Origin of the sequence: Streptomyces davaonensis JCM 4913, assembly GCF_000349325.1 — a bacterium.
GTDB lineage: Bacteria > Actinomycetota > Actinomycetes > Streptomycetales > Streptomycetaceae > Streptomyces > Streptomyces davaonensis.
Genome location: NC_020504.1, coordinates 985,310 through 1,008,405 on the forward strand (window position 1 = coordinate 985,310; position 23,096 = coordinate 1,008,405).

22 protein-coding genes and 1 pseudogene are annotated in these 23,096 nt (G+C 72.7%); 8 read left to right on the top strand and 15 right to left on the bottom strand.

Annotated features, from left to right (window positions below; all coding sequences use genetic code 11):
- Position 1: 1 nt before the first annotated feature.
- From BN159_RS04350 to hypA, 3 genes are read left to right on the top strand one after another with little or no spacing between them, the layout of a single operon-like run.
- Entirely contained in the window at positions 2-208 is a 207-nt protein-coding gene (locus BN159_RS04350) for a hypothetical protein (RefSeq protein ID WP_015655690.1), read from the top strand.
- A gap of 35 nt (positions 209-243) precedes the next feature.
- A complete protein-coding gene (locus tag BN159_RS04355) occupies positions 244-429 on the top strand; it encodes a hypothetical protein (protein ID WP_015655691.1) in 186 nt (61 codons plus the stop codon).
- A gap of 7 nt (positions 430-436) precedes the next feature.
- A complete protein-coding gene (gene hypA / locus BN159_RS04360; protein ID WP_015655692.1) occupies positions 437-775 on the top strand; it encodes a hydrogenase maturation nickel metallochaperone HypA in 339 nt (112 codons plus the stop codon).
- 53 nt (positions 776-828) lie between these two features.
- Here hypA and hypE read toward each other — a convergent pair whose 3' ends face one another.
- The 10 genes and pseudogenes from hypE to bdeA form a co-directional block, all read right to left on the bottom strand.
- A complete protein-coding gene (hypE, locus tag BN159_RS04365) occupies positions 829-1,818 on the bottom strand; it encodes a hydrogenase expression/formation protein HypE (RefSeq protein WP_231905697.1) in 990 nt (329 codons plus the stop codon).
- Positions 1,819-1,891: 73 nt separating this feature from the next.
- Positions 1,892-3,034: a hydrogenase formation protein HypD gene (hypD, locus tag BN159_RS04370; protein ID WP_015655694.1), complete on the bottom strand. Its 1,143-nt coding sequence runs from the start codon at positions 3,032-3,034 to the stop codon at positions 1,892-1,894.
- Positions 3,031-3,348, bottom strand: coding sequence for a HypC/HybG/HupF family hydrogenase formation chaperone (locus tag BN159_RS04375; protein WP_015655695.1), 318 nt, complete (start codon positions 3,346-3,348; stop codon positions 3,031-3,033). Before BN159_RS04375 ends, hypD begins: the two co-directional genes overlap by 4 nt.
- Positions 3,349-3,350: 2 nt before the next feature.
- The gene (gene hypF / locus BN159_RS04380; protein WP_015655696.1) at positions 3,351-5,678 is read right to left on the bottom strand and encodes a carbamoyltransferase HypF; all 2,328 of its coding nucleotides are present in this window, start codon (positions 5,676-5,678) and stop codon (positions 3,351-3,353) included.
- Complete coding sequence (gene hypB / locus BN159_RS04385; protein WP_015655697.1) at positions 5,675-6,424, bottom strand: hydrogenase nickel incorporation protein HypB; 750 nt, start codon at positions 6,422-6,424, stop codon at positions 5,675-5,677. The genes hypF and hypB overlap by 4 nt, the downstream gene beginning before the upstream one ends.
- Positions 6,425-6,478: 54 nt before the next feature.
- A complete protein-coding gene (locus tag BN159_RS04390) occupies positions 6,479-7,075 on the bottom strand; it encodes a hydrogenase maturation protease (RefSeq protein ID WP_015655698.1) in 597 nt (198 codons plus the stop codon).
- On the bottom strand, positions 7,072-8,784 hold the full coding sequence (locus BN159_RS04395; protein ID WP_015655699.1) for a hydrogenase maturation protein: 1,713 nt from the start codon (positions 8,782-8,784) through the stop codon (positions 7,072-7,074). The genes BN159_RS04390 and BN159_RS04395 overlap by 4 nt, the downstream gene beginning before the upstream one ends.
- A gap of 139 nt (positions 8,785-8,923) precedes the next feature.
- Entirely contained in the window at positions 8,924-10,204 is a 1,281-nt protein-coding gene (locus BN159_RS04400) for a helix-turn-helix domain-containing protein (protein ID WP_015655700.1), read from the bottom strand.
- A 211-nt stretch (positions 10,205-10,415) separates the two neighbouring features.
- Positions 10,416-11,960: pseudogene (locus BN159_RS04405) on the bottom strand (helix-turn-helix transcriptional regulator); the annotation flags it as partial.
- Positions 11,961-11,972: 12 nt separating this feature from the next.
- Positions 11,973-12,890 (bottom strand): bis(hydroxyethyl) terephthalate hydrolase, encoded by a 918-nt coding sequence (gene bdeA, locus BN159_RS04410; RefSeq protein ID WP_015655703.1) that lies wholly within the window; start codon positions 12,888-12,890, stop codon positions 11,973-11,975.
- A 240-nt stretch (positions 12,891-13,130) separates the two neighbouring features.
- Between bdeA and BN159_RS04415 the strand changes: the two genes are divergently transcribed.
- Positions 13,131-14,018, top strand: coding sequence for a Gfo/Idh/MocA family protein (locus BN159_RS04415; protein WP_015655704.1), 888 nt, complete (start codon positions 13,131-13,133; stop codon positions 14,016-14,018).
- Between the two features lie 11 nt (positions 14,019-14,029).
- On the opposite strand, the gene BN159_RS04420 is transcribed toward BN159_RS04415, so the two are convergent.
- Both BN159_RS04420 and BN159_RS04425 read right to left on the bottom strand, forming a co-directional pair.
- Positions 14,030-14,353, bottom strand: a complete 324-nt coding sequence (locus BN159_RS04420) for a hypothetical protein (protein WP_015655705.1) — start codon at positions 14,351-14,353, stop codon at positions 14,030-14,032.
- A 67-nt stretch (positions 14,354-14,420) separates the two neighbouring features.
- Entirely contained in the window at positions 14,421-15,320 is a 900-nt protein-coding gene (locus BN159_RS04425; protein WP_015655706.1) for a GNAT family N-acetyltransferase, read from the bottom strand.
- A 261-nt stretch (positions 15,321-15,581) separates the two neighbouring features.
- On the opposite strand from BN159_RS04425, the gene BN159_RS04430 reads away from it, so the two are divergent.
- Both BN159_RS04430 and BN159_RS04435 read left to right on the top strand, forming a co-directional pair.
- On the top strand, positions 15,582-16,007 hold the full coding sequence (locus tag BN159_RS04430; RefSeq protein WP_015655708.1) for an OsmC family protein: 426 nt from the start codon (positions 15,582-15,584) through the stop codon (positions 16,005-16,007).
- Positions 16,008-16,054: 47 nt separating this feature from the next.
- Positions 16,055-16,981 carry a GNAT family N-acetyltransferase gene (locus BN159_RS04435; RefSeq protein WP_015655709.1) on the top strand — a complete coding sequence of 309 codons (927 nt, stop codon included), beginning with the start codon at positions 16,055-16,057 and terminating at the stop codon, positions 16,979-16,981.
- Between the two features lie 8 nt (positions 16,982-16,989).
- Here the strand turns inward: BN159_RS04435 and BN159_RS04440 are convergent, their stop codons facing one another.
- The gene (locus tag BN159_RS04440) at positions 16,990-17,748 is read right to left on the bottom strand and encodes a hypothetical protein (protein WP_015655710.1); all 759 of its coding nucleotides are present in this window, start codon (positions 17,746-17,748) and stop codon (positions 16,990-16,992) included.
- Between the two features lie 201 nt (positions 17,749-17,949).
- Here BN159_RS04440 and BN159_RS04445 point away from each other — a divergent pair, with 201 nt between their 5' ends.
- Positions 17,950-19,137, top strand: a complete 1,188-nt coding sequence (locus BN159_RS04445) for a glycoside hydrolase family 64 protein (RefSeq protein ID WP_015655711.1) — start codon at positions 17,950-17,952, stop codon at positions 19,135-19,137.
- A 49-nt stretch (positions 19,138-19,186) separates the two neighbouring features.
- Here the strand turns inward: BN159_RS04445 and BN159_RS04450 are convergent, their stop codons facing one another.
- Complete coding sequence (locus BN159_RS04450) at positions 19,187-21,439, bottom strand: MMPL family transporter (RefSeq protein WP_015655712.1); 2,253 nt, start codon at positions 21,437-21,439, stop codon at positions 19,187-19,189.
- Positions 21,440-21,628: 189 nt separating this feature from the next.
- Here BN159_RS04450 and BN159_RS04455 point away from each other — a divergent pair, with 189 nt between their 5' ends.
- Entirely contained in the window at positions 21,629-21,832 is a 204-nt protein-coding gene (locus BN159_RS04455) for a hypothetical protein (protein ID WP_015655713.1), read from the top strand.
- 16 nt (positions 21,833-21,848) lie between these two features.
- Here BN159_RS04455 and BN159_RS04460 read toward each other — a convergent pair whose 3' ends face one another.
- The gene (locus BN159_RS04460) at positions 21,849-22,979 is read right to left on the bottom strand and encodes a sulfite oxidase (protein WP_041818811.1); all 1,131 of its coding nucleotides are present in this window, start codon (positions 22,977-22,979) and stop codon (positions 21,849-21,851) included.
- Between the last annotated feature and the right edge of the window lie 117 nt (positions 22,980-23,096).

Sequence of the window (23,096 nt, forward strand, 5' to 3'; positions counted from 1 at the left end):
CATGGGCAGCATCAGGGTCGGCCGACCCCACACCAAGCCCGACGCGAACGGGCACGTGCCCGGCATGCATCAGGGCAACCAGGGGCCGTACACACACCAGACCGGGCATCACGAGGACGGCACCGCGGACGCGCGCCGCTCCACCGGGATCCATTGGAAGCGGCACGACGCCCTGCTCGACGTCATGCCGAACATCCCCCCGGGATGACGAACGACGATGACTAACGACAGGGAGTCGCCGCGATGAAGGTCCGACAAGCAGGTACCGAGAGAGCCACGGCGTCGGGACACCGGCTGCTGATGGCCGAGGCCGTCCTGGCGGGCGCGGTGGTACTGGCCTTGCTGGTCAGTGAGTTCCCGAGCCTGCGCCGCGAAGTGCGGATCTGGCGGATGGCAGGCGGGCTTCGCGCGCGCCGCCGCTACCCGTGATCCGGCCGTGCACGAGCTCTCGATCGCGACCGCGATCATCGAGCAGGCCGGCGAGCGCGCCCGGGCGGACGGCACTAACGCCGTCTCGGCGGTCACCGTCCGGGTCGGCGAGCTGGCCGGTGTCGTCCCCGACGCGCTGAGCTTCGCCTTCGAGGTGGCCCGCGACGGCACGGCCCTCGCCGCGGCCCGGCTCGTGGTGGAGCAGGTCCCCGCTCAGGCCTTCTGCGGCCGGTGCGCCGAGGAGTTCCCGGTGGGCATGCCGCCGTTCTTCTGGTGCCCGCGCTGCGATCAGCCCTCCACCGAGCTGCGCAGCGGCCGGGAGTTGGAGATCACCTCGGTCCACTGACCAACCGGGCCCCGCCGCGGCACGTTGCCGTGGCGGGGCCCGGTCCGTGCGGGTCAGCAGATGCGCGGCAGTTGCTCACCCAGCGGCAGATCCACCACCCGGGTCCCGCCGAGGCCGGTCGCGACCACGACCATGCCGGGGTGCTCGGCGACGCACTCCCCGATCACAGTGGCGCCGACGCCCTGCGGGTGGGCGCGCATCGCGGCGAGGACCTCCTCCGCCGCCGACGGCGGTACGAAGGCGACCAGCCGCCCCTCGTTGGCTACGTAGAGGGGATCGAGGCCCAGGAACCCGCAGGCGTTCGCGACCGCGTCCGGCACCGGGATCGCGCGCTCCCGCAGCCGGACACCCGTGCCCGAGGCACGGGCGATCTCGTTCAGGGACGCGGCCAGTCCGCCGCGGGTGGGATCGCGCAGCACATGGATGTCCGGGGTGACCGCCAGCATCGCCGCCACCAGGTCGGCCAGCGGCGCGGTGTCGCTGGCGATCTCGACGCCGAACTCCAGTCCCTCCCGCACGCTCATGACGGCCACCCCGTGCAGGCCGATCGGGCCGCTGACGATGACGGCGTCACCGGGCCGGGCGCGCTGGGGCCGGATGTCGACCCCGTCGGGGACGAGCCCGACCCCGGAGGTGGTGACATAGACGCCGTCGCCGTGCCCGGACTCCACGACCTTGGTGTCGCCCGTGGCCACGACGACTCCCGCCGCCTCGGCCGCCGCGCCCATGGCGCGCGCGATCCCTTCGACGACGCTCAGCCGCACGCCCTCCTCCAGGACGAAGGCGGCGGACAGGAAGGCGGGCCGGGCGCCGCTCATCGCGAGGTCGTTGACGGTGCCGTTGACCGCGAGGTCGCCCAGGCTGCCGCCGGGGAAGAACAGCGGCCGGACCACGTAGGCGTCGGTGGAGAACGCGAGGCGGGCCCCGCCCAGTTCGAGGACGGCGGAGTCGGCCAGTGCGGCAAGCGTGGCGTTGCCGTAGGCGGGGGCGAACACCTGCTCCATCAGCTCGGCGGACAGGGCACCGCCTCCGCCGTGCCCCATCACCACCAGCGGCTGGTCGCGCAGCGGGGCGGGGCAGGTCCAGTCGGCGGGGTCGACCGTCGGTTCGACGAGTTCAGACAACGGGGTTCATCTCCTCGCGGACGGCCTGGGCGGTCTGCGCAGTGGGGCCGTTCATCCGGCGGTAGAGGTAATAGGCCGCGCAGGCGCCCTCGCTGGAGACCATGGTCGCGCCGAGCGGGGAACGCGGGGTGCAGGTGGTGCCGAACGCGGCGCACTCGGTCGGCTTGATCAGTCCTTGGAGCACCTCGCCGCTGCGGCACTCGGCGGGTTCCTCGGTCCGCATGCCGGTGACGTCGAAGCGATGCTCGGCGTCGTAGGCGCGAAACGCCTCGGTCAGTCGCCAGCCGCTGCGGGGGATGGGCCCGATGCCGCGCCAGTTCCGGTCGGTGACCTCGAAGACCTCCTCGATCATGCGTACGGCGGCCGGGTTGCCCTCCGCACGCACGGCACGTGGGTAGGCGTTCTCCACCCGGTGCTCACCGCGCTCCAGCTGCCGTACCGCCCGGCGGATGCCCTCAAGGATGTCCAGCGGTTCAAAGCCGGTCACCACGAGCGGTACCCGGAAACGGTCGGCGAGCAGCGGATACTCGGCCGTGCCCATCACGCTGCACACATGCCCGGCGGCCAGGAACCCCTGCACCCGGCAGGCGGGGGCCGTCATGATGGCCTCGATCGCGGGTGGAACCCGCACATGGGACACCAGCAGGCTGAAGTTGGTCAGGCCCAGGCGGCGGGCCTGGTGCACGGCCATGGCGTTGGCCGGGGCTGTCGTCTCGAAGCCGATGGCGAAGAAGACCACCTCCCGGTCCGGGTTGCGGCGGGCCAGCTCCAGGGCGTCGAGCGGCGAGTACACCACCCGTACGTCGCCGCCCTCGCCCCTGACCCGGAACAGGTCGCGGTCGGTGCCCGGGACGCGGAGCATGTCGCCGAAGGAGCAGAAGATCACGCCGGGGCGCGCGGCGATCTCCAGTGCCTTGTCGATGACGTCCAGCGGGGTGACGCAGACGGGGCAGCCGGGGCCGTGGATCAACTCGATCTGTTCGGGCAGCAGTTGGTCGATGCCGTGCCGGATGATGGAGTGGGTCTGCCCGCCGCACACCTCCATCAGGGCCCAGGGGCGGGTGGCGGTGGCGCGGATCTCGTCCAGCAGCAGCCGCGCCAGTTCGGGGTCGTTGAACTCGTCGATGTACTTCACCGGGCCTCGCTCTCTCGGGGTTCCTCGCCCACCGCGGCGACTCCCGCGTCCCGGGCCGCCTGTTCCCAGGCGTCGCCGAACTCCTCCTCCAGCAACCCCAGTTCCTCGAAGAGTTTCAGGGAGGCCAGCGCCGACTCCTCGTCCAGGCGCTGGAGCGCGAAACCGACGTGCACGATGACGTACTCACCGATCCGCACCTCGGGGACGTACTCCAGGCAGGCTTCCTTGCGCACGCCGCCGAAATCGATCGTCCCGGTGAGCGGATCGGATCCGGTGTCGATGGACACGACCTTGCCGGGCACTGCCAAACACATGGTCACTCCGTTCGTCGTTCGTGGGCCGCGACCGCCAGCTGGCCGAGGGCCAACCCGCCGTCGTTCGGCGGGACTTCGCCGTGCCTGAGCACCGCGAAGCCGTCGTCGGCCAGCAGCGTCGTGCACTCCAACTCCAGCAGTGCGTTGGCGAAGACGCCGCCGCTCAGGGCGACGACCGTGAGCCCGGTGGCCTCGCGTGCGCGCCGGCAGATCTCCAGGACGGCGCGCGCCACGCCCCGGTGGAAGCGGGCGGCGATGACCGGCGCGGGGGTGCCGCTGCGCAGGTCGGCGACGATCGAACCGAGCAGCGGCGCCGGATCACAGCCCCGGGGGCCGACGCCGAAGGCGTACGCCGCGCTGTCGCCGCCCCAGGCCGAGGCCGCCGCGGCCTCCAGCTCCAGGGCGGCCTGGGCCTCGTATCCCGCGCGATGGCACACCCCCACCAGGGACGCGACGGCATCGAAGAGCCGACCCATGCTGGAGGTCGGCACGCAGGCCACCTGGCGCGTCAGCTGCCTTTTGAGAAGGGCGAGTTCATCGGGTGCGCAAGCGGTGACGCTGGGCAGGGCCGGGTCCCATGGCAGGCCGGCGGCCCACAGCCGCGCCAGCGCAAGACGGCAGGGGTTGGCGACGCCCGCGTCGCCGCCGGGGAGCGGGGCCGGGGTCAGCCGGCTGAAGCGCCGGTGGCCGACGTAGTCGGCGAGCAGGAACTCACCGCCCCAGACGGTGCCGTCGTCACCGTAACCGGTGCCGTCGAACGCGACGCCGATCACGGGCGTGGTGCCGTCGAGGCCGTGCTCGGCCATCGTGGAGGCGAGGTGCGCGTGGTGGTGCTGGACGAGGACGGGGCGCGGTTCGGGCAGCCCCGAGGCTCGTCGGCGGGCCCACCGTGACGAGTGGTAGCCGGGGTGGCGGTCGGCGACGACGCGTTCGGGGCGCACCCCGGTCAGGGCCCGCAGATGGGACTCGGCCCGCCGCGCGGCCTCCAGGGTCGTCAGCTCCCCCATGTCGCCGATGTGGGGGCCGAACCAGGCCTGATCGCCCTCGCCGAGGCACAGCGCGTTCTTCAAGTCGCCGCCCACCGCGAGCGTGGGGCGCACCGAGAACGGCAGGCGCAGCGGCCTGGGCACATAACCGCGGGAGCGGCGCAGCACCTGCTCGGTGCCGTCGGGGCGCACCCGCAGCAGTGAGTCGTCGCACGGCGCGGCGATGGGGCGGTCGTGGGCGAGCCAGGCGTCGGCCAGTCCCGCCAGCCGGGTCAGTGCTTCCTCGTCGTCGGTGACGATCGGTTCCCCGGAACGGTTGCCGCTCGTAATGACCAGCGCGCGCGGGCCCGGCGGATCGCCGGGCAGTCCGAACAGCAGGGTGTGCACGGGGGTGTAGGGCAGCATCACGCCGAGGTGCGGGCTGCCGGGGCAGACACCGGGGGCGAGGTTCGAGGGGCGTGGGCGGAGCAGGACGATCGGGCGCCGGGGCCCGGTGAGGGCGGCGCGCTCGGCGTCGGAGATCTCGGCGAGCCGCTCCGCGTCGGCGAGGTCGGCGCACATCACCGCAAAGGGCTTGCCGCCTCGGGCCTTACGGGTGCGCAGTGCGTCGACGGCCCGTGGGTTGTCGGCGTCGCAGGCCAGGTGGTAGCCGCCGAGGCCTTTCACCGCGACGATCCGTCCGGCGGCCAGCAGCGCCCGTGCCGCCGCCGTCGCGTCGGCGCCCCGGGCGGGGCGGATTCCGGTGCCGGGCGCGGGCACCAGACGCAGCCGGGGTCCGCAGTCGGGGCAGGCCACGGGCTGGGCATGGAACCGCCGGTCACCGGGATCGCCGTACTCCCGGGCGCAGGCGGGACACAGCGGGAAGCCGGACATCGTGGTGGCCACCCGGTCGTACGGCATCCCGGTGGCGATGGTGAACCGGGGTCCGCAGTGGGTGCAGGTGACGAAGGGATGGCGGTGCCGGCGGTCGCCCGGATCGGCCAGCTCACGCAGGCAGTCGGCACAGGTGGCGGTGTCCGGCGGCAGCTGGGTGCGGCCAGGGGACTGCTCGGTGGTGCGGATGGTGAAGGCGTCGTCGGCGCCCGTGGCGGGTACGTCCTCGACGCCGAGGCCGGTGACGGCGGCCAGCGGTGGCGGCTCGGCGGCCAGCAGGTCGCAGAACCGGACCACGCCCTCCGGTGTGCCCTCCACCTCGATGAGCACGCCGTACGCGGTATTGCTGACGAATCCGGACAGCAGCAGGTCGCAGGCCAGCCGGTGCACGTACGGGCGGAAGCCCACGCCCTGCACGGTGCCGTGCACGACGACGCGGCGGCGTACCGCCGGGGTGGTGGGCGCTGTCACGAAACTTGGCCGGCCGGGAGGCCGGAGTCCTCGTGCACGTGGCCGTGCGGGTGCGGCGCGAGGGGCGGACGGTGCACCGGGGCCCCGTCCCGCACCGCGAGCACCCGCTCCAGGACGGTGTCGACACCGTCGCCGGTGCGCGCGCACGACCGTACGATCTCCACCCCGGGATTGACCTGCCGTACATGGGCGTCGAAGGCCGCCGCGTCGAAGTCTGCCGGTTCGGCCAGATCCGTCTTGGTGAGGACCACCAGATGGGCGGAGCCGAAGGCGGTGGGGTACTTGAGCGGCTTGTCCGCGCCCTCGGTCACCGCCATGAGGACGATCCGCAAGGTCTCGCCGAGGTCGTAGGAGGCCGGGCAGACCAGGTTGCCGACGTTCTCCACGAAGAGCAGCGCGGTGTCCGGTGGCAGCCAGTTCGCCACATGCCCGCCCAACTGCCGGGCCTCCAGATGGCACAGGCCGTCGGTCAGAAGTTGCTTGACCGGTGCCCCGGAGCGGGCGAGCCGGCGGGCGTCGTTCTCCGTCGCCAGGTCGGCGGTGAGCGCGGCCACCGGGATGCCCCGCTCCACCGCACGCGCCAGCACGCCGGCGAGCAGTTCCGTCTTGCCGCTGCCCGGGCTGGACAGCAGATTGACCACGCTCACCCGGCGCCGGGCCAGGTCGGCCCGCAGGCGCGCGGCCAGGCCGTCGTTCTTCGCCAGGACGGCCTGGGCGGCGTGGGTGACGTCCTCGGACTCGCACATGGGCGCAGCTCCTCACGACGGGCTCGGATGAACCGGGACAGGGTGGCGTCCCGGTCATCGATCCTCGACGTCGCGGGCCGACCGAGCGGCGAGCCCTGCCGCGGACGGGTTCGGGGATTCCTCCGGGCGGCTCAACCGGGGGCTGGACGTGGGATCCGCGAGCAACTCGGGGACCAAGGCGTGCAGGGCGTCCACGGCCCGCTCGACCGCGTCCGCCACGGGTGCGCTGATGCCGGGGAGGATGTCCTCGTCGCCGCGCGGGCGTACCTGGGGTTCGCAGGCCAGCACGAGGACGCGGGGCAGCGGTCCGTCGCCGAGATGGGCGGCCAGGGCGAGCACCTTGGCCGGGTCCATGCCGTGCGCCTCGGGCGGGGCCGTGGCGCGGGGGCCGCCGGGGAGCTCCGGCTCGATCAGGGACAGCGTGCCGGGCGGGTGGCCCCGTTCGGCCGCGTCGACCAGGACGGTGACGTCGTAGCCGTCCAGGAGTTCGTAGGCAAGGTCCAGGCCGCGGATGCCGAAGTCCCGCGCCCGCACCTCGGGCGGCAGGGGGCGCCGCTCCAGGGAGCGCAGGACCTCGGGGCCGAAGGCGTCGTCCGCGAGGAAGATGTTGCCGACGCCCGCCACCAGCAGCCGCGTACCGGAGCGGGTCATCGCGCGTCCCCGCTCAGTGGCCGGTCGCATCCGCCGGGCTGCTTTCTGACGAAGGCCGACCGCAGGGCGTGGTACGGCGCCCGGAGGTCGAAGAAGACGGCACGCATCCGGGCGAGTTCGGCCCGCCGGTGGTCCGCGAGCGGGCGCCGCGCCTCGTCGGCCCGCCGTGCCGTGGCCTTCGCGGCGATGCGCCGCGCCAGGTCCGGGTCACCGGCGAGAGCTGTCGCCCCGCGTTCGGTCGCGGCGGCGAACTCCCGGGCCGGGACGGGCACGAGCCGGTCCACCAGACCGATACGTGCCGCGGTGGCGGCACTCAGCGGCAGCGCCTCGCTCGTCAGCCGACGGGCCGTCTCCTCTCCGACGCGGCGCGGCAGCGAGTACGTCCAGAACTCCGAGCCGTACAGACCCATCCTGCGGTAGTGCGGATTGAGGACGGCGCCCGTGCGGCACCACACCTCGTCGGCGGCGAGCGCGAGCATGAGGCCGCCGGCCGCCGCGTTGCCGCCGAGGGCCGCCACCACCAGCCGGTCGGTGGTGCGCAGCACCGCCTCGACCAGGTCGTCGATCGCGTGGAGATTCGCCCAGGACTCGCCGGCCGGGTCGCAGGCCGCCTCGATGACGTTCAGATGGATGCCGTTGCCGAAGAAGTCGCGCGCCCCACCGAGGACAAGTACCGAGGTGGGGCGAGTGAGCGCGAACCGGTAGGCGGCGAGGAGCCTGCGGCACTGCTCGGTGCTCATCGCCCCGCCCGGGAAGGAGAAGGTCAGGATGCCGGTGTCGCCGTGCTGCCGGTAGCGGATGTCGGTCCAGGTCCGCCGGTCGGGGGGCAGTTCGAGCGGGGCGGGGTCCTCCGGCGGTGGACTGTGCCCCGGACCGTCGGCGGCGAAGGAGGCGAGCACGTCGGCCGCCGGGCGGCGGAACGGGGCGGGGTCACCGGAGTTCTTGCGGGGGCGCAGCTCCGGGATCCACACCGCACCGTCCCGGGTGGCCCGGCAGACCGCCCCCGCGCGTGTGGCGAGCAGCTCGCCGGGCCGTCCGCGCAGCCGGTCCTCGGGGTGTCCGCCGTGCAGGAACACCTCCCGGCCGAGGATCTCGTCCAGGACGCCGGGCTGCGAGTCGCCGCCGCGCAGTTTGCGCAGCACGACCTCCGTGCCGTCCGTCCCCCAGTCGATCCGCCGCCGCTCCTGCCGGAAGGCGTCACGCCACACCACGTGCACCGCGGGATCGCCCTGCGGGCGCGGCTTGAACGAACCGTCGGCGTAGCGCCGTACGGCCGTGCGGACGGCCGCCGAGGCGGCGTCACCCACCTCGCTCCGGTACAGGTCGCTCTTGCCCACCGGCGGCACCGGGAACGACTCGGTCGCCCAGATGGGGCCCGCGTCCATCGCCGCCTCGGCCTGGAGCACCGTCACTCCCCAGTGCGGCGCCGCCTCGGCGATCGCCCAGTCCAGGGAGGACGGTCCACGGTCGCCGGGCGGTCCCGGGTGGACGACGAGGCAGGTGTACTCCCGCCATACGTCCTCGGGGAGCGCCGTCTTCAGCATCGGAGCGAGGATCAGCTCCGGGCGCAGCTCGCGCGCGGCGGCACGGACCGCCTCGGGGCCGTGGGAGGCGAGGACGACGTCCACCTGGTGACCGAGGTCGGACAGTTCGGCGTACACACGCTGGGACAGGCTGTTGAACGCGCTGGCGACGAGCAAGATGTCCATGACGCCGGATGCTCGCCGGTTTGCGGGGAGCTGGGAAGAATCACCACGGCGTTTCGGCTGCCTGCGGCAGGTCTCTTCCTCCATCCGGATCGCATTCCGGGCGGTCGCGGGTCGTGCCGCCCGCCGTGGCGTCGGCGTCTCAGCCGCGCAGCAGCCGCCGTGCCGTCAACGCCAGGCTGATCTCCACCACGTCCAGCGGCCGGGCCAGCGAGCGGCCCGTCAGCTGCTCGCAACGCCTCAGCCGATTGAGGACCGTGTTGCGGTGGCAGTACAGGCGCTCGCCCGCGCGTTGGGCGGAGCCGTCGCAGGTCAGCCAGGCGGACAGGGTGTCCAGGAGGATGTCCCGGTCGGCCGGTTCCAGCCTCAGCAGCGGCCCGAGGACCTGGTCGGCGAGGGTCGCGCCGAGTTCGGGGCAGGAGATGACCAGGGCCTCGGGGAGGTGTTCCGTCAGCCGGATCGTGCCGCCCGTCTGCGGGCAGATGCTCAGCGCGAGGTCGGCGAGGCGGCGGGCGTCGCCCACCGCGGCCAGGCCCGTGACCACGTTGCCGATGCCGATCTTTCGTCCCGGGGCGGTCAGGTCCATGCCCTCCACCGGGTCCTCGTCGTCCTCCGGGTCCTCGTCGCCGACCAGGACGATGCCGTAGTCCACTTCCACTCCTGAGTGCCAGTGCACGCGGGTGCCGGGTGGTACGGCGGCGGCGCGGGCGCCCGAGGGGCCCGTCGGCCGTCCGCCGGCGACCGCGACGACGACGTACCGGCCGTGTTCCGGCAGGTCGAGGCCGTCGGCGGTCTCGGGCAGGTCGGCGATGCGGCTGGTGCCGTCGAGGAGGGCGGCCGCGAGCAGCCGTACCCGGTTCTCGCGCCGCCAGGCCAACTGCCGCTCGGCCTGCCGGTAGGCGTCCGCCACGAGAGTGCAGTGCTCGTCGACGAAGTTCCACATGTCCGTCGCCACATGGACGAGCAGCCGTACGTCCTCCGGTGCCGTCCGGGAGGTCTCCTCAACCAGCCGCTGCCACACCAGGGACCCGCCGAGCCGGAACGCGTGCAGCAGGGCGTCCAGGGGCACCCCCTGCTCCGCCCGGCGCACGCCGATCTTCCATGAGCAGCGGCGCGCCGCGTCCCGGTTGCCGCGCGGGTCGAGCAGCGAGAGCACGCTGTGCCGCAGCGAGCGCTGCACCTCCTGCCAGGTGCCGGCGTAGTCGGTCTCGAGCGCGGTCCGGTAGGCGGCCTCCTGCTCCTGGACGATCGCCACCAGCCGGTCGGTGAGGTCGGGCAGGTCTTCGATGAGGACGCGCGCGGCCCGGTGCAGGACACGCAACGCGTCGGCGTCGATCAGCGACCGCCGGCGCACGGTCCGCGGCTGCGGAACGGGCACCGGTCCGGTGCGGATCATCGCGCGTGTCACTACGGCAGGATGCATCGCGGTCCTCCCACAACCTTGGTCTCCCAGCGGTGCGCCCGTGCCGGGAAACTCAGCGGTATCCGGTCGGCCGTGTCGCCGGGGTAACCCGTACGGCGGCGGCTGCCGCCCGACTCGTCCTGCCCCGCAGGATGACATACCGTCCGGTCGGTCCCTAGGGTCGTGCACCGTTCTTTTTTCTCCCAACCCTCACAGAACCGCACGTCGGCCCTCATCGGCCCTGCTGATCGACCATGCGGGCCAGCTCCATCCGGGACCGCACGCCGAGCGTGGCGAAGACCTTTCGCAGGTGGTAGTCGACCGTGCGGGTGCTCACCGCGAGGCTCAGGGCGACCTCCCGGTTCGTGGCCCCCTCGGCGACATGGCGGGCGATCCGCAGTTGCTGCGGGGTCAGCCGCGCCAGCTCCCCGCCGACCCGCCGCTCCGCACCCGCGCCCTGCTGCCCCGCGACCCCGTTGGCCCGCAGCTCCCCGCGCGTCTGCTCCGCCCACGCCCGCGCCCCGCACCGCTCGAACCCGACCAGCGCCGCCCCGAGCCGGGCCCGTGCCTCGCGCAGCCGTCTGCGGCGCCGCAGCCATTTGCCGTGCAGCAGCTCGGTGCGGGCCCGCTCGAAGTCCCCGCCGGCCGCGTCGTGCCGGGCCAGCGCCCGCAGATACAGCCCGTCGGCCCGGTCCGCGGGCGCGAGCAGCGCCCGGCAGCGGGCGAGCTGGGCGGGCGCGTGCGGATCGGCCCCGAACTCCGCCCACCGCGCGAAGTCCGCCACGACAGCCCGCGCCTCCGCCAAGCGCCCGGCGAGCACGGCGGCCTCCACGAAGCAGGGCACGGCGAGCATCCAGACCGCGAAGTGACCGCGCCGCACACCGGGGAGCACCAGCGGTCCGAGCCGGTCGGCGGCGTCGAGGGGACGTCCGCAGCCGAGGTCGGTACGGGCCACCGCCCACTCCGCCAGCGTCGCCGCCTGCGCCAGGCCGTGTCTGCGGGCCGTGGTGAGCGCGGCGGCGGCGTGTGCCGTGACGGTGGCCCGGTCACCGACGAGGGACGCGGCCAGGGCCAGCATGGCCTGGTGATGGGCCGCGGTGTTGCCCCGTCCGGCGCGCCGCGCGGTCCGCACGCCTTCCTCGGCGTGGGCGCGGGCCTGGGCGTGCCGTCCGGCGCGCAGTTCGGCGTAGGCGAGGTACTCGAGGGCCCGGGACTGGAGCGCGGCGGAGTCCCGGTCCCGGGCCACGGCGAGCGCGCGGGCACCGGCCCGGCGGGCCACCACGACATCGCCGAGCAGCAGGGCCGCGACCGCGCAGCGCAACAGATGCTCGGGCCGGTAGTCCGCGTGGACCATGACCCGCCTCAACGGCCCCGCCGCGCGGTCGGGCCGTTGCTCCAGCAGGGGCCGCATACCGGCGCGGTAGTCCGCCGTGGCACCGGACCGGTCCGCACCCGGTCCGTCGAGCGCCTTCAGGCAGCCAGCCAGGTCCCCCGCGGCCCACGCCGCATCCACCGCGGCGAGGCGCGCGGCCTCCGCCTGCTCCGGCTCCTCGGCCGCGAGCAGGGAGACCGCCAACAGCAGGGTCTCCCGGGCGTCGTCGACCGGCCCGTCCCCCAACTGCACGCGCCCACGGGTGAGTTCGGCCCGCCCACGGTCCACCGCCCGCCCGCTCCCGTCATCGATCATTCCCGCGAGGTTACTTGCGCGTAACGCCATGCGCACCGTGAGTGCACAATGAATGTGCCGCCGCCCAGGCAAGCCGGGCGGCGGCCGTGCGGGGGCACAACATCATCCGCTGTGCGGGCAGTTGCCCCGGTACTCCTCGATGGTCAGGCTCGGCCGGGGCAGCGGGCAGAGGAACTGCTCATAGCGGGTGTCGTTGTCGATGAACCGCTTGAGCCAGGAAATGCTGTACTTCGCGATCGTCGTGTTCGACGAGTTGGGCGTGAAGTGGGTGGCGCCGTTCAGCTCCAGATAGGCGCGGTCCAAGCCGGAGGGCAGGCTGCCGTAGAAGGGCTCGGCGTGGCTCGCGACCGGGGCGATGGTGTCGCCGTCGGCTCCGAAGATCAACGTGGGTGTGCTGAGTTCGGGCCAGGTCTTGTCGGTGTTCCAGGGCGTGAGCGGGATCGCGGCCTGGAGCGACGGCCGGGACTTCGCGGCCTCCAGGCTGCCGCCCCCGCCCATGGAGTGGCCCATGACGCCGAGCCTGCTGCTGTCGACACGGCCGCGCACCGAGCTGCGCTCCGTCAAGCAGTCGAGTGCGGCAAGAAATTGACGGCCCCGCGAGTCGGGCTGGTCGAGGGTGGTGAGGGTGTCGATGGTGAACACCACGAAGCCCTGCGAGGCCAGGCGCGGCCCCAGCCAGGCGATCGAGGACTCGTAGGCGGTGTACCCGGGCGAGATCGCCACGGCGCCGAAGGTGCCGTCGCCGGTGCTGGTCGGGTAGTAGATCGTGCCGCCGCCGAAACCGGTGACGGCGAGCGAGGACACGGACGTCTGCGAGACCGCGTAGGGGCCGCGCGCCGCCTCGATGCTCGCGGTGGTCGGCGCGGGGCCGCGCTCGTAGGGGTTGTCCGCGGCGTGGGCGCCGGGGCCGGTGAGGGTGGCGAGCCCGAGGAGCGCTGCGAGGGCCGCCGCCGCGGCGGCGAGCCGGCCGGCCCTTCGGGGCCTGGTGTGGGGGTGCCTCGAGTGGGGGTGGACCTGCACGACGAGTCGTCCTCTCTGTCGTGGCGGACGGGGCGGCAGGGGGAGCACTGCGCCGCCGGGCGCCGCCGGTGGACTGGCGGTGCCACTGTGGGCGCCCCGTCCGGCAGTAGGGACCGGCAATGTCACCGGTCTCGTGCACCCGTTTCCGGCTGTGCTCCCGGCGTCCCTGCTTGCTCCGGGCCCGGGTCGGTGTGAAACGCTCGATCGTCACCGTTACGGCAGCGTGGAGAGGCGACGGTTATGCGCATCGGACTGCTCGGCACCGGCCCGTGGGCGCAGTTGGCCCATGCGCCGGCCCTCGACGGGCACGCGGAAGTGGACTTCGTCGGGGTGTGGGGCCGCCGCGCGGACGCGGCGAAGGAACTCGCCGGCCGGCACGGCATTCGGGCCTACGACGACGTCAACGCGCTGTTCGCCGAGGTGGACGCGGTCGCCGTGGCCCTGCCGCCGGCCGTGCAGGCCGAGCTGGCGGTACGGGCCGCCAGGGCCGGTTGTCACCTCCTCCTGGACAAGCCGCTGGCGACGACGGTCGAGCAGGGGCGGGCGGTGGCCGAAGCCGCCAGGGAGGCCGGAGTGGCATCGGTGGTGTTCTTCACCACCCGGTTCCAGCCGGAGACCGAGGAGTGGATCGCCGAACAGGCCGCGGCGGGGGGCTGGTTCACCGCGCACGCGCAGTGGCTGGGCGCGGTGTTCAGCGGCGGCGACAGCCCGTTCGCCAACTCGCCGTGGCGGCGGGAGAAGGGCGCTCTGTGGGACGTAGGCCCGCATGCCCTGTCGGTGCTGCTGCCGGTGCTCGGGGAGGTGCGGCGGGTGGCGGCGGCCGCGCATGGGCCCGGGGACACCGCGCATCTGGTGCTGGAGCACGCCGGTGGCGCGTCGAGCACGCTGACGCTGAGCCTGACCGCTCCTCCGGCCGCGGCCGGAGCCGGTGTGGAACTGCGCGGTGAGACCGGAGTGACCCGTCTCCCGGCGAGCGCGCAGGGCGCCGTGTCGGCCTTCGCGCGGGCGACGGACGCCCTGCTCGCCGCGGTCCGCACGGGCCGTCCGCATCCGTGCGACGCGGCGTTCGGGCTGCGGGTCACGGAGATCCTCGCCGAGGCCGACGCGCTGCTGAGCACCGCCGGCTGAGTCAGTCCCCCTCAGTCCTCGAAGGGCTCCTCGCTCCACCGGAACCAGGCCCGGTCGCCGTCGATGTGCAGCAGGAACTCGGCGACCGGCCCGTCCGGGGAGGAGAGGGTCACGCGCCGCTCGATCTCGGCGTAGGCCGCCTCCCACTCCTCCACGTGCTCGTCGACCCGCTCCAGCAGGGCGAGTTCGCGGGCGAACAGCTCGCGTACGGCGGCGTAGGCGGGGCCCGGGGTGAAGTGCCCCGACAGCCAAGGGAAGTCGGCCTCGTCGATACTGATCGCCCCGACCGAGTCGTCCCCGCTGCGGATCTGCCACACCGCGCCCTCGAATCCCACCGTGCCTCCGTACGCCGTCGCTGTCAGTGCCGGATCAGCATCGCACCCGGCACTGACAGTGACCCTGCTACTGCGTCACGCCCGGGATGTGGAAGTCGATCCGCTCCCGGATCACGGGGTGGCCGGCCTTGGCGAAGTTCGCGGCCATCGGGAAGTTGCCCTGGTCGGTGGCGCCGTTGACGACCTCGGCGCCCTGCTCGACGAGGAAGTGCGTGCACTCCGCGAGCAGGTCGTAGGCGTAGCCGCGGCCGCGCTGTTCCGGCACGACGCCGATGAAGCCGATGACGGGCGAGGTCTGGTTGCGCCCCGGGATGTGGATGCCCACGGTCTCGCCCTCCGGAGTGCGCGCGATCTGCCACCACTCGCGCGGGGAGGGACACCAGTGGAAGAAGTCCAGCTCCTCCTGGGCCGCCTGGTCGAGGCCGCCCTGCTCGATGGCCTTCAACGCGTGGGCGTCCAGCGTGACGGAGTGGATGCGGCGCAGCAGGTCGAAGAACACGGCGTCGTCGGGCTCGGGTGCGAAGACGAGCCGTCCGGGCCGCTCGGGGAGCCCGCAGTCCGGGGTCCAGCGGTACAGGTAGCGCTCGACGAGGAGTTCGTAACCGGCGGCGCGCGCGGCCGCGAAGCGGGTCTCGGCGGCGGTGTTCAGGGCCGCGCTGTCGCGCCAGCCGGCGGGCAGGTTGAACTCCAGCTCGACCTGCCAGGGCGCGGAGCGCAGGAGTTCGGCGCCCGCCTCCTCCTCGCCCTCGGCCACGTCGAACCAGTTGACGAGCATGGGCTCGGCGGCGTCGGGGCCGCCCCACCAGGCGCCGCGCGCGACGACCTCGCCGTCGCGCAGGGCCACGCGCTTCCAGTCGGGGCGGTGCACGGTGGCGCGGTGCGCCTCGCGCGCGCCCAGCGGGTCGGGCAGAGTGTCGAAAAGGTGGGCGTCGCTCTCGTCGAGCGTACGGATGACCAGATCGGTCATGGGTGGATTCCTCCGGGATGAAAGGCTGCGAAGAGCGCTCCCGGTCGGATCACACGAAGGACGCCGGGACAGCGGTGAAGGGAGCGCTGGAGAGGGTGAACTGCACGGCACTCGCCTCCTTCCGTCGTCTCAAGGCGTGATGATCACACTAGGGGATCTTCCACGGCCGCGTCCACCTGTTTTCGCGGGAGCGCGGCGACCTGTTCTCGCGCGGGTGCGTCCCCGCACGACCAACAGCCGCACGCGATTAGGGTCGACGGCATGACCGACAACACCCTGCGCTCCGTCGCCGTCGAGCGCACCGCCTCCGGCCACTTCACCGCGGTCAACGCCCGCGGCGGCACGATCGAATTCGGCACCGAGGGCGCCGACTTCACCCCGGTCGAGCTGCTGCTCGCCGCGATCGGCGGCTGCACCATGGCCGACGTCGACGTCGCCACCACCCGGCACGCAGAGCCCGACCGCTTCACGGTCACCGTGACCGGCCACAAGGTCAGCGACGAGCAGGGCAACCGGATGACCGACCTGGAGGTCACCTTCTCCGTCGCCTTCCCCGAGGGCGAGGGCGGCGACCGGGCCCGCGCGATCCTCCCCCGCGCGGTGAGGACCTCCCACGACCGCCTGTGCACGGTCAGCCGCACCATCGAGGCCGGTACGCCGGTCAGGGCCACCGTCGAGGACGCCTGAGCAATAACCGTTTGCGGTCGGCCGTACGGTCACCGGACCCTGACCCCATGTCCTACGCCGTCCGCCCCGCCGAACTCACCGACGCCCCCGCCGTCACCGAGCTGCTCAACCAGGTCGATGTGATCGAGATCGGCCGCCCGGAGACCGATCTGAGCACCGTGGAGGCCGAGTTCAAGAACCCCGAGCTCGACCTCGCCCAGGACTCCTGGCTCGCCTTCGACGGCGACCGGCTGGTGGCCTACGCGCTGGTGTGGGACGAGTCGAACGGTGAGCGCATCGACGCCGACCACTATGTGCTGCCCGACCACCAGGAGGCCGGGCAGCAGCTGTTCACGGCACTGGAGACCCGGGCCCTGGCCAAGGCACAGGCCAACGGCGCCTCCCGGGCCGTGGTCCATCTCCACCTCAACACCGAGCCCACCCTGGACACCGAGCTGATCCGCGAGCGCGCCTGGTCCGTCGTACGGCGCCACCATGTGCTGCACCGCGGGGTTGATCCCGCCGAGGACCGCGCCCCGCAGGTCCCTGCCGGGACCCGGCTGCGGGCGTGCGCCGACGAGGCGGACCGCGAGCGGGTCCACGCCCTGTACCAGGCCACGTTCGCCGAGCACTTCGACTTCCAGCCGCGCACCTACGAGCAGTGGCTGCACGACGTGCACGCCGAGACGCTCGACTGGTCGCTGGTGTGGCTGGCGAGCACCGAGGAGGACGGGGACGTGGGCTTCCTCCTCGCCCGTAACGACCGGGAGGCCATGGGGTGGATCCGCAGCGTGGGCGTACTGCGCGCGGCCCGCGCCCAGGGGCTCGGCGGACTGCTGCTGCGCCACGCCTTCGCGGAGTTCGCCGCCCGGGGACGGGACACGGTGGGCCTCGGCGTGGACACCGGCAACACCACGGGCGCGCCGGGCCTGTACGCCCGGCACGGCATGACGGTCCACTTCGCCGTGGACACCTGGGAGACGGTCCTGAGCTGACCCTGCGCTCAGTAGGGGCGGTGCGGGTAGTGCGGATCGTCCCAGCGGGCGGGACCGCTGAGCCCTATCAGGCGTACCCGGTGCAGGAGTTCCTCGGACGCGTCGACCGCGCGCAGCCGCTCCGGGGCGCACCGGACGAGCCAGTCGGCGAGTTCGGTGCGCAGCGCTTCCCGGTCATGCCAGGAGTCCCAGGGCAGCTCGTCGACCAGCAGCTCGTACTCCCACTCGTCCACCGCCAGCGCCAAGTGCCGGTCGGTGACGGGGTGGTGGAGCGCCTCCCAGACATCCAGCCAGGGGGTGACCATGCCGGATGCCTCCGCGCACATCGCGAACAGCTCGTGCACGGGCACGACGGGCTCCGGGTCCAGCAGGCTTCGTAACCACCAGGCGTACAAGAACTCCCATACGGCGCCGCTCTGTTGCGCGGGCCACTCTCGCCAGTCGCCGCGCATGAAGCACCGGCCGACCTCGTGCATGCCGAACCACGAATCCACCCGGCCGGCGACCAGTTCCCGGGCGAACTGGGGCAGGATCCGGCGCAGCACGGCGCCGTGGTTCTGCCAGTCGGGGGCCTCCCAGGTGCGGCGGAGCAGGTCCGGGTCGAGCTCCACGTCGGGGGTCTTGAGCAGGGCGAGCTCTTCGTCGCTGCCCCAGTGGCAGTCGCACTGGTTCTCGTCGCTCCGGGCGGTCATTGCGCGGAAGGTGACGGCCAGGCCGTCCAGGGCACGGTCGAGGCGGAGCTGTACGGGAGTGGCGTCGGGTTTCATGGTCGTCGGCAGCCTCAAGGGGACTCCGGAACGGCTTCCGCCGGCCGAAGATCGCGACTCTACCTCCTTAAGGGAGCCTTAGTACACCGTTAAATGATCGCCGGATTCTGACGGACACTCGATTTCTCCGTGCGCGACGAGCATCCTGAGAGCGCTCTCAGAGCCACCCCCACGTACCTCCCGCACCCCGGAGACCCCCACATGACACCCCGTCACCAGCGTCAACTCGGCCGCCGCAAGCTGCTCTTCGCCCTTGGCGGCGCCGCCGTCGCGGCGCCCGCCGTGGCCGCCCTCGCTCCGCACGCGCTCGCGGACCCTGCCGCGGCCGCGGGCCTGCCGTTGACGATCGTCAACGACAGCGGCTCCTTCGGGAACGGCAGCGTCCACGTCTACATCGTCGGCAACCAGGACGGCCGCCAGGTCCGGGTCACGCCCGACGGCACGCTCGCTCCGATCGCCCTGTCGGACAACGGCCCGGACGGCTTCACCGACTACGCGATCAGCCTGGCGGGCAGCGGCGAGACCCAGCTGACGCTGCCGTACATGTCCGGGCGGATCTATGTCGCGCTCGGTCAGAAGCTGAAGTTCAAGGCGGTGGCCGACGGCAACGGCAACGCCGCCCTCCAGTACCCGGCGGGCTGGGTGGCCTCGGACCCCAACTACCCGGTGCTGCACGACTGTGCCGAGTTCACCTACAACTCCTCCGGCATGTTCTGCAACACCACGATGGTCGACATGTTCAGCGTGCCGATGAGCATCCGGCTGACCGGCGCCAAGGACCAGACCACGGGCGCGCTGCGCCCCGGCGGGCGGGCGTCCGTCTTCGCGGCCGTAGGACAGAAGGCGGAGTTCGAGCGGCTGGTGGTGGACGACACGCGAGTGCTGGCGCCCGGGCACGGGCTGGACGCCGGGCTGTTCCCGAAGGACTATTTCGCGCCGTACATCGACGAGGTGTGGAGCACGTACACCGGCCGGGATCTCGTCGTGACGACCAACGCGGGTGCCTTCACCGGGCGGGTGCGCGGTGAGCGGCTGACCTTCTCCGGGCCCGCCGAGGTGTCGTTCGCACGGCCCTCGACGCGGGACGTGCTGTTCTGCGACGGCACGCTCGCCGCACCGAACGACGGGACGACCGGCCCGGTCGCGGCGGTGCTCGGCGCCGGGTTCAACCGGTCGACGCTGGTCTCGCATCCCGCCCAGCCGACGACCGACCCGGCCGACTTCTACCGAGGCGCCCTGGCCAACCACTACTCCGCGGCACTGCACGCGGCGACGGTGGACGGCAAGGCGTACGGCTTCGCCTTCGACGATGTCGCCGACTTCGCCTCGTACATCCAGGACACCGCCCCGACGGGGATCCGGCTGACGCTCACGCCGTTCGAGAACTGAGAGGGCCGAGAGGGCGAGAGCCCAAGGGGGGTGCCCGCCCAAGGGCCCCTCAGGCCGCCCGCTCGTGCTCCCCCTCCGCGTCGATGTGCGGGAGGATCCGGTCCAGCCAGCGCGGTGTCCACCAGGCATGGCGGCCGAGCAGGGTCATCACCGCGGGCACCATGAGCAGCCGGACGACGGTCGCATCGATCAACACGCTCACGGCCAGGCCCAGTCCGAGCATCTTGACCACCACGTTGTCGCTGACGATGAAGGCGGCGAAGACGCTCACCATGATCAGTGCGGCGCAGGTGATGACCCTGGCGGTGATCTCCAGGGCGTGGGCGACCGATGCCTTCGCGTCCTGGGTGCGCAGCCAGGCCTCGTGGACCCGGGAGAGGAGGAAGATCTCGTAGTCCATGCTCAGCCCGAAGATGATCGCGAACATCATCATCGGCACATAGCTCTCGATCGGCACCTTGCCGTTGACGCCCAGTGCGGGGCCGCCCCAGCCCCACTGGAAGACGGCGACGACGACGCCGTAGGAAGCGGCGATCGACAGGACGTTGAGGACGGCGGCCTTGACCGCGACGAGGAGTCCGCGGAAGACGGCCAGGATGATCAGGAAGGCCAGCGCGACCACCACGCCGATGATCAGGGGCAGTCGTTCGGCGACGATGTCACGGAAGTCGACCTGGGCCGCGGTGGTGCCGGTGACATAGCCCTTGGCGTCGGTGCCGGACAGCGCGCCGGGCAGCGTCTCGTCGACCAGGCGGTTGGTCAGCTCCGTGGTGTCGGCGTCCTGCGGGGACGTCTTGGAGTAGACGGTGGAGATCAGGACGTCCCCGTCCTGGGTCGTGGTGAGCGGGGTGACGGCGGCGGCGCCGGAGACTCCGTCGAGGCTCTTCTGCACCGTCGAGGACAGGTCCGAGCGCTGCGACGAGGGCACCTTCGTCTGGTCCACCACGACCGTCAGCGGACCGTTGGAGCCGGGGCCGAAGGCGTCGGTCATCAGGTCGTAGGCGCGCCGGTCGGTGAAGGACGTGGGGTCGGCGCCGTCGCCGATGTGGCCGAGCTGCATGGAGAAGACCGGGATGGCGAGGACGGCGACGGTCACGACCCCGGCGGACAGGAACGTCAGCGGGCGCCGCGCCACGCGCTGCGCGTACCGATGCCAGGTGCCGTGCGCGGTGGCGCCCGGTTCGGCGTCGGTCTCGGCGACCGGCTTGCGGACCCGGTAGCGGTCGATGCGGGTGCCGATCAACCCCAGCAGGGCCGGTACGAGGGTCAGGGCGCCGGCGACCGCGGACACCACCGTCACCGCGGCGGCGAGGCCGAGTTTGCCGATGAACGACACCCCGGAGGCGTACAGGCCCGCCAGCGCGACGATCACCGTGCAGCCGGAGACCAGGACGGCGTGGCCGCTGGTGGCCGCGGCCCGCCCGGCGGCGTGCACCGGATCAGCGCCGTCCATGAGGTTCTGCCGGTGACGCGTGATCAGGAACAGGGCGTAGTCGATGCCCACGCCGATGCCGATCATCGTGGCGAGCGTCGGGGAGACGGTGGCGAAGGTGAACGCGGCGGCGAGCAGACCGAGACAGGCCAGCCCGCCGACCACGCTGATCAACGCGGTCAACAGGGGGACCACGGCCGCGATCACACTGCCGAAGCCGATCAGCAGGACCACGATGGCCACCCCGAAGCCGATCAGCTCGCTCACCCGGTCGTCCGCCTCGGGGCGGGCCAGTTCACCGAGCGGGCCGCCGTACTCGACATCGGCCCCGGCCGAACGCAGCGGCTGCACCGCATCGTCGACGCCGTCGAGGTAACTGTCCCCGAGCAGGGAGGGCTGCTCGTCGAAGCGGACGGTGATGTAGGCGGTCTTGCCGTCGGAGGACAGCGGGCCGACGTTCGGCTGGCCGCTCTTGGGCGGAGGGGCGGTCAGCGGGTTCTGCACCGCCAGGACGTGCGGCAGCTTCCCCAGGTCGCCGACCGTGGTGGACATCTGCGAGTCCAGCGAGTCCAGGGACTTCTGCGCGTCGTGCACGACGATCTGGCTGCTGTAGCCCCCGGCCTGCGGATCGTGCTGCTGGAGCACCTCCTGGCCCTTCTGGGACTGCGACTGCGACAGTGAGAAGTTGTCGGAGTACTCGCCGCCGTGCAGATGGTTCAGGGTCTGGAGGGCGGCCAGGACCACCAGCCAGGCGATGATGACGATCACGAAGTGCCGGGCGCAGGTCTCGCCGAGCCTTCTCAGGATCCCCCGTGCGGGCGGTGCCGGAGCCCCGCCGTCTCCCCCCTCGCTGACGCGAGTCGGTGACATGACCTTGGCATCTCTCCGTTGCCCGAGACATGACTACTCACCATTAGACGCCGTTCCGATCAGCCCGTCATTTTCAGTTCGCGGGCCCCTCCGGATGCACGGCGCGCGAAGGCGTTGAATGGTGATAGCTAACCCATGCGCGCGAGCGCCGGGGCCGCCCCATGGATCCGGACCCGAGGAGCAGAGATCATGCCGACGTCACAGCCCGCGTCCGGGCCGTCCGAGGACCGTGCCACCCCGGACGACCTGCTCCACACCCGCACCGGCACCGAGGTGTCGCCGGAGGACCTGGTCCTTGCCTCGGGCAAGGACATCACCCCCCGCAGTATGGAATGGGCCAAGCGCAAGCTGGAGGCAGAGGGGCCCGCCGCCCTCGACAAGATGCTCCCCTGAGCGGCCGGGTCGCCGTTCAACCGAGTTCCTCCGGGTCCGGGCACACGACCCGGATCCGGTGGACGAGGTTGTTGGCGAACCCGCCGCGGTTCCACGGCTGCCGGAGCGGCTGGGTGTGCCCCTCGGCGTCGGTGGCCCGCGCGCTCAGCACATGCTCGCCCGGTGTGGCGGTCCAGTCGGCCCGCCAGCTCCGCCATGCCCACGGGTGTCCGCCGTCGGGCGCCAGGCCGGCCCGCCGCCAGGTGCGCTCGCCGTCGGTGCTGATCTCGACCCGGGTCACCGGCGCCCGGCCGGACCAGGCGCGGCCCTCCAGCGTCAGCCCGCCGGGGCCGACCACGCGGGTGCGGGACATGAAGTCCGGGAATCCGGGCGGGATCAGCAGGGCCCGCGGCGCGATCCGGGTGACCGGCTCGCCCTCCTCGTCGGGCCGCTGCCGGATCCGGTAGGCGACGGCCTGCTGGAAGCCGGTGAACGGCTCGTCGACGACCCTGATCCCGCGCAGCCACTTCACGTGCGCCATGCCGTACCAGCCGGGGACGACCAGGCGCAGGGGGCGGCCGTGCTGCGGGGGCAGCGGGGCGCCGTTCATCGCGTGCGCGACCAGGACCTCGGGCTCGGCGCCGAGCGCCACGTCCAGGGGCAGGGCGCGCTGGTAGTCCTGCTCCACGCCGCGCTCCACGCCGTGGTCGGCGCCGGTGAGGACGACCTCGACGGCGTCGTCCTCGACCCCGGCCGCTTCGAGCAGCAGCCGCAGCGGTACGCCGGTCCACTCGGCGGTGCCGACCGCCTCGACGAGCCAGGGCTGGCTGACCGGGCGGGGCGTGAGCAGGGCCCGGCCGTTGCCCGCGCACTCCAGCGTGACGCGCGTGGTGACCTGGGGGAACGCCCGCAGATCGGCGAGGCCGAGGCGGAGCGGGCGGCGGACGCGGCCGTCGAGGGTGAGCTGCCAGGAGGCGCCGTCCGGCACATACGGGATGTCGTAGTGGGTCAGGACGTAGTGCAGGCCGGGGGGTGTGAGGTCGTAGCGCAGGGCCTCCAGCGGCAGGCCGTGGTTTCTGGTGGCGAGCGCCAGCTCGTCCCGGCCGATGGCCTCGTCGGACACGGGCGGCCGGGCGGGTGCGCTCGCGTCACCGAGTCGTGCACCCATACCTGCCATTGTCCCGCCGGAGCGGCACGGACGCCCTGCCGAGGCCCCGCCCCCGGCTCAACCGGCCACCGCGTGCGGCGGGTTCGGATTTCGGCCCGCCCTTTCGGAAACGGTCTT

What these genes read in the sequence shown, in the direction of transcription:
- BN159_RS04375 (WP_015655695.1), bottom strand. Translation starts at nt 3,348, where the DNA reads ATGTGTTTGGCAGTGCCCGGCAAGGTCGTGTCCATCGACACCGGATCC.
- hypB (WP_015655697.1), bottom strand. Translation starts at nt 6,424, where the DNA reads ATGTGCGAGTCCGAGGACGTCACCCACGCCGCCCAGGCCGTCCTGGCG.
- BN159_RS04350 (WP_015655690.1), top strand. Translation starts at nt 2, where the DNA reads ATGGGCAGCATCAGGGTCGGCCGACCCCACACCAAGCCCGACGCGAAC.
- BN159_RS04460 (WP_041818811.1), bottom strand. Translation starts at nt 22,979, where the DNA reads ATGGGTGCACGACTCGGTGACGCGAGCGCACCCGCCCGGCCGCCCGTG.
- BN159_RS04445 (WP_015655711.1), top strand. Translation starts at nt 17,950, where the DNA reads ATGACACCCCGTCACCAGCGTCAACTCGGCCGCCGCAAGCTGCTCTTC.
- BN159_RS04425 (WP_015655706.1), bottom strand. Translation starts at nt 15,320, where the DNA reads ATGACCGATCTGGTCATCCGTACGCTCGACGAGAGCGACGCCCACCTT.
- BN159_RS04395 (WP_015655699.1), bottom strand. Translation starts at nt 8,784, where the DNA reads ATGGACATCTTGCTCGTCGCCAGCGCGTTCAACAGCCTGTCCCAGCGT.
- BN159_RS04450 (WP_015655712.1), bottom strand. Translation starts at nt 21,439, where the DNA reads ATGTCACCGACTCGCGTCAGCGAGGGGGGAGACGGCGGGGCTCCGGCA.
- BN159_RS04430 (WP_015655708.1), top strand. Translation starts at nt 15,582, where the DNA reads ATGACCGACAACACCCTGCGCTCCGTCGCCGTCGAGCGCACCGCCTCC.
- BN159_RS04440 (WP_015655710.1), bottom strand. Translation starts at nt 17,748, where the DNA reads ATGAAACCCGACGCCACTCCCGTACAGCTCCGCCTCGACCGTGCCCTG.
- BN159_RS04415 (WP_015655704.1), top strand. Translation starts at nt 13,131, where the DNA reads ATGCGCATCGGACTGCTCGGCACCGGCCCGTGGGCGCAGTTGGCCCAT.
- BN159_RS04355 (WP_015655691.1), top strand. Translation starts at nt 244, where the DNA reads ATGAAGGTCCGACAAGCAGGTACCGAGAGAGCCACGGCGTCGGGACAC.
- hypE (WP_231905697.1), bottom strand. Translation starts at nt 1,818, where the DNA reads ATGGGGCACGGCGGAGGCGGTGCCCTGTCCGCCGAGCTGATGGAGCAG.
- BN159_RS04400 (WP_015655700.1), bottom strand. Translation starts at nt 10,204, where the DNA reads ATGCATCCTGCCGTAGTGACACGCGCGATGATCCGCACCGGACCGGTG.
- BN159_RS04435 (WP_015655709.1), top strand. Translation starts at nt 16,055, where the DNA reads ATGTCCTACGCCGTCCGCCCCGCCGAACTCACCGACGCCCCCGCCGTC.
- BN159_RS04390 (WP_015655698.1), bottom strand. Translation starts at nt 7,075, where the DNA reads ATGACCCGCTCCGGTACGCGGCTGCTGGTGGCGGGCGTCGGCAACATC.
- BN159_RS04455 (WP_015655713.1), top strand. Translation starts at nt 21,629, where the DNA reads ATGCCGACGTCACAGCCCGCGTCCGGGCCGTCCGAGGACCGTGCCACC.